The organism is Nostoc sp. TCL240-02 (genome assembly GCF_013343235.1).
Taxonomy (GTDB): Bacteria; Cyanobacteriota; Cyanobacteriia; order Cyanobacteriales; family Nostocaceae; genus Nostoc.
In genome coordinates, this window is sequence record NZ_CP040094.1 from 2,640,560 (window position 1) to 2,653,111 (window position 12,552).

The 12,552-nt window shown below is 43.4% G+C and carries 13 protein-coding genes and 1 tRNA gene; 6 read left to right on the forward strand and 8 right to left on the reverse strand.

Features of this window, described 5'->3' with window-relative positions:
- Positions 1-16: 16 nt before the first annotated feature.
- From ccsB to FBB35_RS11155, 6 genes are all read right to left on the reverse strand, one after another.
- The gene (gene ccsB / locus FBB35_RS11130) at positions 17-1,078 is read right to left on the reverse strand and encodes a c-type cytochrome biogenesis protein CcsB (protein ID WP_174709680.1); all 1,062 of its coding nucleotides are present in this window, start codon (positions 1,076-1,078) and stop codon (positions 17-19) included.
- A 262-nt stretch (positions 1,079-1,340) separates the two neighbouring features.
- Complete coding sequence (locus FBB35_RS11135; RefSeq protein WP_174709681.1) at positions 1,341-3,110, reverse strand: DUF3352 domain-containing protein; 1,770 nt, start codon at positions 3,108-3,110, stop codon at positions 1,341-1,343.
- A 434-nt stretch (positions 3,111-3,544) separates the two neighbouring features.
- Positions 3,545-4,108, reverse strand: a complete 564-nt coding sequence (locus FBB35_RS11140) for a Uma2 family endonuclease (protein ID WP_174709682.1) — start codon at positions 4,106-4,108, stop codon at positions 3,545-3,547.
- 54 nt (positions 4,109-4,162) lie between these two features.
- Positions 4,163-4,717, reverse strand: a complete 555-nt coding sequence (locus FBB35_RS11145) for a Uma2 family endonuclease (RefSeq protein ID WP_174709683.1) — start codon at positions 4,715-4,717, stop codon at positions 4,163-4,165.
- A gap of 125 nt (positions 4,718-4,842) precedes the next feature.
- Positions 4,843-5,457: a chorismate lyase gene (locus tag FBB35_RS11150; protein ID WP_174709684.1), complete on the reverse strand. Its 615-nt coding sequence runs from the start codon at positions 5,455-5,457 to the stop codon at positions 4,843-4,845.
- A gap of 127 nt (positions 5,458-5,584) precedes the next feature.
- Positions 5,585-5,665: transfer RNA gene (locus tag FBB35_RS11155), tRNA-Leu, on the reverse strand.
- 157 nt (positions 5,666-5,822) lie between these two features.
- On the opposite strand from FBB35_RS11155, the gene FBB35_RS11160 reads away from it, so the two are divergent.
- Both FBB35_RS11160 and accC read left to right on the forward strand, forming a co-directional pair.
- On the forward strand, positions 5,823-5,969 hold the full coding sequence (locus tag FBB35_RS11160; RefSeq protein ID WP_174709685.1) for a hypothetical protein: 147 nt from the start codon (positions 5,823-5,825) through the stop codon (positions 5,967-5,969).
- Between the two features lie 118 nt (positions 5,970-6,087).
- Positions 6,088-7,431, forward strand: a complete 1,344-nt coding sequence (accC, locus tag FBB35_RS11165) for an acetyl-CoA carboxylase biotin carboxylase subunit (protein WP_174709686.1) — start codon at positions 6,088-6,090, stop codon at positions 7,429-7,431.
- 193 nt (positions 7,432-7,624) lie between these two features.
- On the opposite strand, the gene FBB35_RS11170 is transcribed toward accC, so the two are convergent.
- Positions 7,625-7,918: a YggT family protein gene (locus tag FBB35_RS11170; protein ID WP_094341548.1), complete on the reverse strand. Its 294-nt coding sequence runs from the start codon at positions 7,916-7,918 to the stop codon at positions 7,625-7,627.
- A 259-nt stretch (positions 7,919-8,177) separates the two neighbouring features.
- On the opposite strand from FBB35_RS11170, the gene psbX reads away from it, so the two are divergent.
- From psbX to FBB35_RS11190, 4 genes are all read left to right on the forward strand, one after another.
- Positions 8,178-8,297, forward strand: a complete 120-nt coding sequence (psbX, locus tag FBB35_RS11175) for a photosystem II reaction center X protein (protein ID WP_174709687.1) — start codon at positions 8,178-8,180, stop codon at positions 8,295-8,297.
- A 249-nt stretch (positions 8,298-8,546) separates the two neighbouring features.
- On the forward strand, positions 8,547-9,461 hold the full coding sequence (locus tag FBB35_RS11180; RefSeq protein WP_174709688.1) for a Ycf66 family protein: 915 nt from the start codon (positions 8,547-8,549) through the stop codon (positions 9,459-9,461).
- A 47-nt stretch (positions 9,462-9,508) separates the two neighbouring features.
- Positions 9,509-10,069, forward strand: a complete 561-nt coding sequence (locus FBB35_RS11185) for a PD40 domain-containing protein (RefSeq protein WP_174709689.1) — start codon at positions 9,509-9,511, stop codon at positions 10,067-10,069.
- A 192-nt stretch (positions 10,070-10,261) separates the two neighbouring features.
- Complete coding sequence (locus FBB35_RS11190) at positions 10,262-10,786, forward strand: PD40 domain-containing protein (RefSeq protein ID WP_174709690.1); 525 nt, start codon at positions 10,262-10,264, stop codon at positions 10,784-10,786.
- Between the two features lie 136 nt (positions 10,787-10,922).
- On the opposite strand, the gene FBB35_RS11195 is transcribed toward FBB35_RS11190, so the two are convergent.
- Complete coding sequence (locus FBB35_RS11195; RefSeq protein WP_174713607.1) at positions 10,923-11,936, reverse strand: succinate dehydrogenase/fumarate reductase iron-sulfur subunit; 1,014 nt, start codon at positions 11,934-11,936, stop codon at positions 10,923-10,925.
- Between the last annotated feature and the right edge of the window lie 616 nt (positions 11,937-12,552).

The following is a 12,552-nucleotide window of genomic DNA, read 5'->3' on the forward strand; positions in this document are numbered from 1 at the left end:
GAAAGGGGTGAGGTTATTAAAAGAACCAGCCGTAAGAATGCAAACCTTTACCCAAAAGATTCACACCAAGATAGCAAATCCAAACAACAACAAAGCCAGTGGCGGCTAAAATTGCGGGACGGCGACCTTGCCAACCGCGAGTGATTCGGGCGTGGAGATAGGCGGCGAATACTAACCAGGTGATTAATGCCCAAGTTTCTTTAGGGTCCCAACTCCAATAGGAACCCCAAGCTTCGTTAGCCCAAACGCCACCAGCAATAATGCCAATTGTCAATAAGGGAAATCCAAGTCCGATGATGCGATAGCTGATGTTGTCGAGGGTTTCGGCAAGGCTAAGGCGCTGAGGTGAAAGAGGTTCGGCAGATGCTACGGTTTGAGGTTCAGAAGTAGTTACTAAATTCAAAACGGCAGTGTTAGCGTTACCGTTGCCGTTGCTACTAGTTTCAAAACGAGCAAAGCCGTTATTTTCAGCAGAAGGGGCTGGTGGTTGAGAAATTAGTTCAGCTGCTTTGTGCAAGCGGTAGCCGTTGCTGCGATAGCCACCAGTACCGACAGAACTGCCTTGTAGCTGGATGTTTTGACCGCGAGTGACAATCAGAAAAGCGATCGCTAATAACGCACCCACCATCAAAGCAGAATAACTCAACATCATGACGCTGACATGCATCATCAACCAATTTGACTTCAAGGCAGGTACTAGGGGTTCTGACGCTTGCATCTGGGATGGTAATGTCATCGTCGCAAAAGCAGCGATCAACATTGCTACTGGAGATGTAACAACTCCTACTAAGCGGCTACGGCTACTACTTTCAGCAATTAGATGGACGGTGGTAATCCCCCAAGTTAAGAAAAATAAAGATTCATAGAGATTACTTAGGGGAAAGTAACCAGCTTCTATCCATCTTGCTCCTAGTAGAGTTGCCATACACAAATTAGCGATCGCCATCCCAGCTGTCCCCAAAGCGGCTAGATAAGGCAGATTCGGAAAAGCCGCTCCTCCCCAATAAACGAGCATTGTTAGGAATAATATGGCAAAGGAGGCATTGTCCAGCCAGTTCTGGAGTACAACCAGATTCATAAAGTTTTCTCTCCGTGGATGATTTCAAATATAGATTCTGACTGTTCTGATCCTATATGTTTACAAGGTTATGGGATAGGGGAATTGGGAATTGGGAATTGAGGATTGGGGATTGGGGATTGGGAATTGGGCATGAAGAAGAGACAAGGTAGACAAGGAAGAGAGGGGGAGACAAGGGAGAGACTTATTCAAAAATTCCCCCTTGTCCTCCTTGTCCCCATTGTTCTCCTGCTCTCCCTGCCTCCCCCTGCCCCCTGCTCTCTTATCTAGAAGAGTTGCTCTGATTGCTTTCTGGACTAGGCAAGGGAGTCGTGTTACTGACTTTTTTGAGTGCTATAAAAATGTCGTAGAGGTTACTACGACTGTCGCTGACGGCGGATGTCATTCCAATTGAGTGCGTTGCAGCTAGCAAAGTTTGTTGATTGGGAATTAGAGTTGGTAAAGGGAAATTTTTCACGGTTCGTTCCACATCCAGGAAAAATTGACCATTTGTTGGATTTGGTTCTGTAGGAACTGTTTGTTGGAAGGGGATCGTATTAGCTAGTGTATTGTTGGGTTTGGGAACAATTTTATCAGTGATGGGAGCGCCCACTACTAAAAAGGCTACATCTCCGTCTAACCAGCCGTGGGTGGCGGTTAAAGTACCATAAGGTGAAACCCAGTTAACAACGGGTTGTCCTGCAACTGTCGCAGGTTGGACTTGGAACTGGTATTGATTTCTCATTACATCATCCAGTTGTTTTATGGCTGTCTCAGCTGAATTGCGGAGGCTTTGCCCGTTGTAGGCATCGCTGGCCTGTACCATAAATACTAAACCTGAACGAAAATTGTCTGGTGAACCTTCTTTTGGAGTACTAGGAATCACTGATAAGGAAAACTCACCTTTCATCCAACTGAGCAAATCCTTATCTAAATCAAGGGTGGTAAGAGATTTTATCCCACCTCTAAGTTGTTCTGGTGCGATCGGTGAGAGAGGATTTCCTTGAGATGTTAAAACGTAATCTCCCCACAGCCTCTGTAAGTTTCCTCCCGAAAGCATCATTAATGTTTCTGCTGGTACACGACTTTGCATTTTCCCAGCTTTATTTTCTACCGCCAGCACCCGTTGACTATTAGGGTTTAGCCAAGAAACGCCCTTAAAGCGGATTCCTTCTGCCTCTAAAGTCATTGTCCCTGCTAAACCTTGGTTATTTTGCAGTTGTGCCAAAACTTGAGCAGGTATTGGGCGGTTTGGAGAAGCTGCGGCTATTTTGGCTGCTGTTGGCACATTGACGTAAAACTGGGCAAAGCGTTGGTTATTGGCAATTTTCGGAAAATTATCAGCAAAACCACCTGTTGTGGCTAGGGATGTTTGATTTTTGTAGGCATCGATCGCTCGTTCTGTAGCTTTGGGACTATCAGTTATGACTAAAAAACGCCCATCTAGTAATGCTGCTGAGAAGTTCTCCCCTGCTTGCCCCTCACTTTGTTTAATAGCGATCCCTTGATAAATACGGTCAATCCATTTGCCTTGTTTAAGAGTTTTGGGTTGTGCCAAAATGTTTTTGGCGATTTCTGGATTTTTTACTGGCAATACCATTACCATCGACTGCTGATCGCTGCCAGGATCTTCACTAGTGGTAACTGGTTTGGGTACAGCTTTATTTGCTGTTGCTGGGGCAAGAATTGCGATCGTAACGTCATTGCCTACCCAAGGTGCGATATCTTTCTGGAAGTCATAACCATTATTAGTGAGAAAGCGATCGCGCAATTCTACTAAATTTTTGTCCAATTCTGCTTGGGTTTCTTTTGTCCCAAACTGCCGCAATTTCTGCCACTGCTGGGGATCTGTTGTCAGAGAAACCGCAAACAGAGCATCACCAGGAATAATATTTGCACCTACGAGCAAATCACTGGAAGAGATTTGTCTCTGGCTTAATAACCAGTATGCTATACTCCCCGTACCAATCAATAGCCCAGCAGCCGAGAGCGTCAGCACCAGAGACGGTTTCTTTTTTTTCTTCATCGGAACAGACACAAGAGGCGGTGCCATCGAAACCTATACCTTATACTTGCAAACTTATTACTTGCTTGATTAGTCAAGTACACAAACAGGTTTAACCATTCTTTAGGGCAGCTAATTATATTAAATTTTTCCACCCTAAATGCTGATGATACTTTAGTAATCAACTTGCCTTAGTCTTTCAAAAGCTGTGTTTTTGACTCAGTTACCATTTTTAACACGCTTTGTTGAATTTCGTAGGACGTTTCCCTAAGATTAATGTCTCAGTCGGAAAATTCCGGCAAGTAAATCTGTGATTCCAAGCAATTTGAGAATATAACTAACTGGACAAAGCTGCAAGTCAATTTCAGCTACTTGATTTTGCTTGATTGCAATCGCCACTAGAAAGAGTGGGTACGCGATCGCACCACATGAAAAGTGCAGTATTTTTTGTTTCAATGTTGTAGCAAAGCTTTATTGCTTACCTATACTTGCAACTCAAATCCAGGTAATATATCTTCTCCAGAAATAATCGCTGGTATTTGCACAACTTCTACAGCTTTCAAAAGTCGATAAATTTCTACTTGACGATCTTGAGGATTAATCAGCCAACCTAAACGCAGACCATTTTTGATGTATTCCTGCATTTTTTCTTGAATTGATGCCAGTCGATCTGTTTCGGAACGCAGTTCAATCAAAAAGTCGGGTACAAGTGGCGGGAATTTTTTTCTTTGTTCTGGTGTTAAAGCTTCCCACCGCTCCAATTTTATCCAAGCAGCATCAGGAGAACGTTTTGCACCGTTTGGAAGTATAAAGATAGTTGAAGAACTAAAAACTTTTCCTAATTTAGCTTGACGATTCCAATTATTTAAATCTGTAATTAAATCTGCTTCTTGATTTCCACTTTCTCCCCCTACTGGTGGCATAATTATTAATTCCCCGCTTGCATTCATTTCCAGGCTGAGATCGCGATTGGCAATACACAATTGATAAAATTGCTCATCGGTTAAATGAGCAATCGGTTCTAGATTTAACACAACAGTATTCATTAAAACTTTCCTCGTGCCTTCGATTGCTAAAATTCAGTAGGAAATTCTTGCTTGTTAGAAGATTTTTTGAGGTGTGATTTGTAACCCTTCAAATAAGGAATCTTCTAAACTATCAGTACCGCGTTTAGTTTGAGGGAGAATATCGGGATAAAAAATAGTAATAGTTTTTGCTCTAGGATCAATAATCCAAACTCGTTGAACTTTAGCTTTTAAATAATCAATGGCTTTTTCTGTCATTTCTCCAAAAGTTTGACCAGGAGAGATAATTTCAATCACTAATTCAGGTACAACAGAACAAGCCTCATCTTGCAACCAATCAGCAGAAAGACGGCTATAAGAAATATAAGTCAAATCTGGTACAGGAACCCAATCTTGTTGATTTCGTGTTAGCTTAATTGCCCATTCAATTACAACCCGCCCCTTTGCTTGCGGCCATGCAGACAATAGTATAAATAATGCACCTGTTATCGAACTATGAAAAAATTTTGGTGCCATCTCATCATTTTTGAATTTAGGAACAGCTTCTCCATCAATGAGTTCGTAGGTGATATCTTCTTCGGGAAGTGCAAGAAATTCTTCGAGGGTGAGTTGGGTTTTAAGTTGAATCATGGTTGATCTTGTGGAATTTACTAGCAGATGCGATTGCTACAATATTCAACCTTCCTTTGATAATTTAATTGTACGATTTCAGTTACTTGGTTTTGCTCAGTTGCGATCGCAGGCTTTTACTGATTTTAGGAATTTAATTGCATAGTCCCCAAATATTTAGTTAAATAAGGCGAAAAAACTTCATAAATTAGGGTTAGTGGTTGTCCATGATGCCAAAACAAGTAATGGCGGCCCCAAAAAGGCCGAGTTACTCCAAAGCCAGACTCTAGCGCCGGTGAGTCACCATAGTAAATCCCTCGAACATCCCGATACAACTCTGTGCGGAGACGAGCTAAACTCGCCCAAATTGGTAATGAACGATTTTGCAAATACTCATCTACATGACTAGCTTCCCACCAGGAGGTAGCATAAGCTAATCGTTGACCAGAAGCAGTCCGCAGCCACACTTGTCGCCGTAGTCGCGGCCCTGGGACAACTTGAATTAAATCAGGTGCAGCATCCAAGTCCATGCCAATCAATGACATATCAATGACATCTACTTCTACAGGCTCACCTGTAAGCAATTCTAGATGACGTGTTGGAGAGCCGTCACCCAAAAGCATTAGCTGCCAAGCCGGTGCTAGCTGAGTATGAGGTAAACTTTTTTGAATTACTTCCTCCCCTCCTTGCCAAATCGGAGTGAGGCGATGCCAAGCTGCTGGCTGTGTTAAGTTGTTTGTTGGCGTAAAAGTAATACTCAAGGCTTTTTACAAAACTTTACGTATCTCTATAAAAGCATAAAAAACCTTAGCTCTACCAAGATTTAAGGGTCAACAGTCTCAGGTCTTTTGACCGTTGACTATTGACCCTTGACTAATCAACAAAATATGCGGATGGCGAGACTCGAACTCGCAAGGCAAAGCCACACGCACCTCAAGCGTGCGCGTATACCAATTCCGCCACATCCGCACAGGTTGTCTAAAGATAGACTATAGCATAAGAAATTAATTATAGTAAGGTAATATTTAAAGTTATATTTCTCAAAAATATAAATTTTCTCAAGGCGGTATCAGACTGACAGAAATTTAGCATCTGCACAAGTGATATTAAAAAGGGTAGAGCGACTGTGGGAGATGCGGTGCGATCGCGTACCCGCCCTTTTGCAGTGGCGATCGCGATCGCAAAAACACAGTTTGGTAAGCTAGCCAAGACTTACAGCAGTAATGTTGTTAGTGTAGTAAAACCTGTAGAGGCAGCAAGCCTGCAATCTTGAATTTGCTTAGAGTCAGGGTGGCGAATCTCCTGTGATAATTTTAAATAATGCGGAAGCGTCGTTTCAAGTTGGATCGGGGAAAATGTGAATCTACTGGTAATGATATCGAAACTAAAAAATGAAGTTTGACAAAATATTAATTGCCAATCGGGGAGAAATCGCCCTTCGCATTCTCCGCGCCTGTGAAGAAATGGGAATTGCCACAGTCGCGGTTCACTCCACCGTTGACCGGAATGCTCTCCACGTCCAACTTGCTGATGAAGCGGTTTGCATTGGCGAACCAGCTAGCAGTAAAAGTTATTTGAATATTCCCAATATTATTGCCGCAGCCCTGACGCGCAATGCGACTGCCATTCATCCAGGCTATGGTTTTTTGGCAGAAAATGCCCGGTTTGCCGAAATTTGTGCCGACCATCATATTGCTTTTATCGGTCCAACTCCAGAATCTATCAAGCTGATGGGCGATAAATCCACTGCCAAAGAAACCATGCAAAAAGCTGGAGTCCCGACAGTACCAGGTACTGAGGGGTTAGTAGAATCTGAGGAAGATGGATTAAAATTCGCCAAGGATATCGGCTATCCAGTGATGATTAAAGCCACAGCCGGTGGCGGTGGGCGGGGTATGCGCCTAGTTCGTTCTGAAGATGAATTTGTTAAACTTTTCCTAGCAGCCCAAGGGGAAGCAGGAGCCGCTTTTGGGAATTCTGGCGTTTACATCGAAAAATTTATTGAACGTCCCCGCCACATCGAATTTCAAATTTTGGCGGATAACTACGGTAATGTCATCCACTTGGGTGAACGGGATTGCTCAATTCAGCGCCGCAACCAAAAGCTACTAGAAGAAGCACCAAGTCCGGCTCTCGACCAAGACCTGCGTGAGAAAATGGGACAAGCTGCTGTCAAAGCTGCACAATTCATTAATTACAGTGGGGCAGGTACTATTGAGTTTCTCTTGGATAGATCCGGTAAATTCTACTTTATGGAAATGAACACCCGGATTCAAGTAGAACATCCTGTAACAGAGATGGTTACTGGAATAGACTTAGTTGCCGAACAAATTCGGATTGCTCAAGGAGAAAGACTCAAGCTTATCCAAGAGCAAGTAGTTTTGCGGGGTCATTCGATTGAATGCCGGATCAACGCTGAAGACCCAGATCATGACTTTCGTCCCTCTCCAGGACGGATTAGTGGTTATCTGCCCCCTGGAGGCCCTGGTGTTCGGATTGATTCTCATGTCTACACAGATTACCAAATCCCACCTTATTACGATTCCTTGATTGGCAAGCTAATTGTTTGGGCCCCAGATCGAGCTACTGCTATTAACCGCATGAAACGCGCACTCCGGGAATGTGCCATCACTGGGCTACCCACCACTATCGGGTTCCATCAAAAAATTATGGAAACTCCACAATTTTTGCAGGGTAATGTCTATACAAATTTTGTCCAGGAGATGAACGGATAGGGGACTGGGGACTGGGGACTGGGGACTGGGGGCAGGGAGCAGGGAGCAGGGAGCAGGGAGCAGAGGACACAAGGGAGACAAGGGGGACAGGGAGGATAAGAGGAGAATTATTCAACAAGTCTCTCCCCTATCTCCCCCCTCTTCCTTGTCCCCCCTATCTCTTATCGATTCCCAATTCCCAATGCCCAATTCCCTAATTCACACGAGATGCCATAGTCAGCAATCCTTGTTGACCTAGTAATATTTCTCGTAGCAGGCTGAAGATACCAACCCAAATAATAGGTGTAATGTCCACTCCGCCTATAGGTTGTACCAGTTTTCGTAATGGGACTAAAAATGGTTCGGTAGGCCAAGCTATTAAATTGAAGGGCAAACGATTCAGATTCACTTGCGGATACCAAGTGAGAATGATCCGAAATATAAATAAAAATGTCATCACCCCTAATACAGGGCCAAGAATCCAAGCAGTCAGATCAACACCAGTCATCGGTTTAAGGTACTATCTATCTGTAAAGAAAGAAAACTTAGGCGAACGGCAAGCCGCGCTTCGCGAACGCTACAAAATTTGAAGCTTTATAAAGCACTCTCATCATCATTTTAACCAAATGCTGCCACTTTCATATGCAATCGAAAAGCAAACTCGCTCACAGCAATTACGAAGTTTGGCAGTTCAGAGTTAGAGGCTTCTCAAGAAAGTAATACACTATTAAAATTAGGATGAAGTGTGTAAAAAAAGGTTGAGAAGTATGACGCCTTCTTTAGCAAATTTTCTTTGGAGTCTGTTATGGGGTACTGCAATTGTTGTAATACCCGCTACAGTTGGTCTAATTTTCATTAGCCAAAAAGATAAAATTCAGCGTTCATAATGCTTATGAGAGTTAAATTAACTCTCATAATCGATTGTCTGTCAGCTATCTACATTTATTTCACCAAAAGCGGCGAAAACTGCGGCTGGTGGGAGTTGTAGATGACAGACATAGGTGTTTTACTTTTCGGTGAACAGCTTCAGAGCTTCTTTGCCAGAGGCTTTGAAGCTTCAATATTTATCGTGCCTAATTACAGTAGTGATTTTAATTGTGACTCGCTAACATAGATTTGATATTGGGAAAACAGCAATGATAAATTTTGGGCTGAACTCAGCCAGTTTTCTGGCTCAGGTAAATTTTGGGGCAAATTCAGCCAGTATTCTAGGAATTTTCCTGGCTGTGGCTGGGGCAGCACTGTATTTTCTCCGCACTGTGCGTCCAGAATTGTCACGGGATCAAGATATCTTTTTTGCGGCAGTCGGTTTGCTCTGCGGCTTCATTCTCGTGTTTCAAGGATGGCGGTTAGACCCAATTCTCCAATTTGGTCAACTGCTTTTAGTTGGCACAACTGTATTTTTTGCAGTTGAAAGTATTCGTCTGCGGAGTATAGCTACCCAGCAAGCAAAGCGTAACACTCCAATTGTGGATGAAGATCGACCTGTTAGCGATCGCTATTCCTACAATGATCGCAGAAAGTATCAAGCTGAAATGGATGCAGACTTAGATCCATTGCCTTATGAAGACGAGGAGGAACGCCCCGTGCGTGCCCGGATTCGGGGTAGCAGGGATGAAATTTCCACTCGTGATAGCTACTACGAAGAGCAACCACCCCGTCGTTCAGAACGCCGCAACAGCAGTAGTACTGAAAGACAGGCTCCAACTGATAAAACGCGGCGGCGGACTTCTGGCCGTCCCGTGAATCGCCCTTCTGAAACCTCTGAAGAAGAAAATTGGGGTTCATCTAGGCAAGTTGATGATTGGGAAAGTTCGGGAGGGGAAGTTAAAAAACCTTCTCGCCGTAATAATAACGGTTCTCAACGTCCAGAAAGCCGGGAAGATGATGTTACTCCTAGATCAAGAAGGCGTCGTCCACCCACAGACTCAGCTTCTCGAAGACCGCGCGAAGATGATGAGGCGATCCCAACTGATTATGTACCGTACAACCCGATTGAAAAGCCAAATCAGGGACCAGATAATTCGACTGATTTTGATGACGATATTTAAAACAGTTGGCGTGGAAATAGGTTTAAAGGCAACGGAAAACAGTTGAGGTGGAAAAATTTAAGCCTATATTTTGGCTCCAAAGACCAATTCATTGGAGCCTGGTTTTTGGTTTAACAGGTTTGCTTGCATCTTGTGGTTATAACGATATTCCCATAGGGCCTACTTCCCTCAACAGTCGCTACACCGAGGAGCAACCTGCTTTGAGTGGAAATGGGCGCTTTTTAGCGTTTGTATCTAATCGGAATGGTAATCAGCAGCTACTGGTTTTCGATTTGGAGAGGCAACTGTTTATTAGCACACCTGGCATAAACCGAGCAGAGACAATTGCTGAAAGTCCTAGCTTGAGCTACACCGGGCGTTATATTGCTTATCTTACTAGTGACCAAGGTAGACCTGTGGTGGCGCTTTACGATCGCGCTACGCAACAGTCGCAAATCGTCACACCAACCTATCGCGGCTGGATCAGAAAACCAAATATCAGCCCAGATGGACGCTATGTTGTCTTTGAAACCGCCAGCCGTGGTCAGTGGGATATTGAAGTCCTAGACCGAGGGCCAAATATTGAGTTAGATATTCCTAATGGTGCAACCGTAGGTTCACCTCCGTAGAAGGCAGGGGGCAGGGGAGATTAGGAGAATGAGGGGGACAAGGGGGACAAGGGGGACAAGGAGGACAGGGAGGATAAAGGGAGTAATTATTCAACAAGTCTCTCCCAAGTCTCCCCCCTCTTCCTTGTCCCCCCTATCTCTTATCGATGCCCAATTCCCAATTCTCAATTCTCAATTCCCAATTCCCAATATATGAAACCTGTTTTTTTTATACCTGTATTTTTCTGCTTAAGTTTATTAACTGGGTGTTTTGGCTACCCTCGCATTTTGAGTTATCCTTTTGATCCGGGTGGTCGGAGTCTCAATAGTTTGGCATCAGAATTAAACCCCCAAATTTCTGGGAGATACATTGTTTTTATTACTGACCGACGCGGTAGCCAAGATGTTTATATGTTTGATACGGCGACTCGTGATTTGGTTGATTTGCCAGGTTTAAATTCCTTTGATGCGATCGCAAATCATCCTAGTGTTTCACAAGATGGTCGTTATATTGTGTTTGCGGCTAGCCGTCAGGGGCGATCGGCTATTTTTCTCTACGACCGGGAAACACGCCAATCACGAAATTTGACTAGTAACCTACAAGCTGAAGTCCGCAACCCTACAATTAGCGCTGATGGTAGTAGGATTGCTTTTGAATCCAGTAACAATGGACAGTGGGATGTTTTAGTATATGACCGGAATGGACAGCCGTTGAATATACCTCAAGAACCGCGTTGAAAAATGGGAATTGGGGACTGGGGACTGGGGACTGGGGACTGGGGACTGGGGAATTGGGACTGGGGAATGGGGACTGGGGAAGAATTCTTTTAATCACAATCCCTAATACCTAATCCCTATCCCTAATCCCCAATCCCTAATCCCTAGTCCCCAGTCCCTCTTCTTTCTGCACAGATTCAATGAGCGATCGCACTTGTTCTGTCCCTTCAGAAGGTTCAAAGGATAGGGGAAACTTACCTCGGAGGAGCATCCGCAAACCGAGGGGTGCAAGACTGAGTAATCCTTTTAAATCCTGAAAGTAATTACCGACTACTTGTAAACCAAATTGACGTTCATCAATCCAACCACCTTCTTTAACTAAATCTATCAAAACTTTCCGGTGACGAATTGAGCGACTATCGCTGGCTTCTTTGTGCGTAAGAATTTCTTGTTTAACTTTGGTGATTTGTTCTAATGGTGCAACTTCCATTGGACAAACTGAATCGCAGTATAAACAACGGGTACAACCCCATACGCCTTTAGTGCCTTCGTTGTACATTTCTAAACGATTTTCGCTATCACTATCGCGAGAATCCGCTACCATGCGGTAAGCCTTGGCAAGGGCATGGGGACCAACAAAGTCTGGATTAACTTCACGGGCGTTGCATTCTGAATAACAAGCACCGCACATAATACAGTTACCAGTTTGATCGAGACGCGATCGCTCTTGTGGTGTTTGCAAAAACTCTCTTTCTGGTACTTGTCGTGCTGCTGTACTCACATAAGGAGCGACTGCTTCTAAATTATTCCAGAAACTGCTCATATCTACAACCAAATCTTTAATCACGGGCATATTGCCGAGAGGTGCGATCGTGATTTCAGGAATGACATTTACTTTACTTTGGGATGATGGTATTTGTTGTAATCTAGCAAGTTCACTGCCAACATTTTCCTTACAAGCTAAAGCCGAACGCCCATTAATTCGCATCGCACAGCTACCACAAATGGTATTACGGCAATTTTTGCGAAATGCCAACGTTCCATCTTGCTCCCACTTAATATGATTGAGGCAATCCAGGATTGTATTACCTGGTTCTGCCTCTATAAGATAGGTTTGCACAATAGGGGAGGAATTTTGTTGCTGTCGAATGACCTTAAAAATAACTTCCATGACTACTAACCAAAATTTTAAAATTGTTTCACCAGCCTTAACAATCATGAGTCAAGGCTGGTAGTTACGAAAAGTGAGCTATACTTTTTTTGCCCTCAATTCAAAGCCTGGTGTTAATAGGCTGACGATTAAAGGGAAACTGATTCTAGTTTAAGGATAACCATTAAAATTTTACTTTTAGCAGCACTGTAGGCAAGATTTGTGTCAAATTCTGAGATAAAACGCCAAAAATGTAATGATCGCTTGACATTGAATTTAGTCGTTTGAGAATGTAAAGTAAAGGGCTTTACTTAGAAAGGGACTCAGGTTTATCTTTGGTCTAGCGATCGTATCCAAGGTAAATACAGCTACCGTTAGCAACAGGTCTTCATATCAACTTGAGTCAAGCAATACTAGCTGGAAAATTCCGCCTTCGCTAACGCTTTACAGAATTTTTTGATTATATAGAAATGTAAAAGCACATATTCAATATATAGTAGTGACAATTAAGCGCTAGGCGGATGTTAAGAGATTTATTCTTCCCATAGACAGACGTAGAAAATCCTCTGACCGCTTTTGAGCTTACGGTAATAAACCGAGGAAAAATCCTCACCACTTTCAAATAAAAGTCTAACGC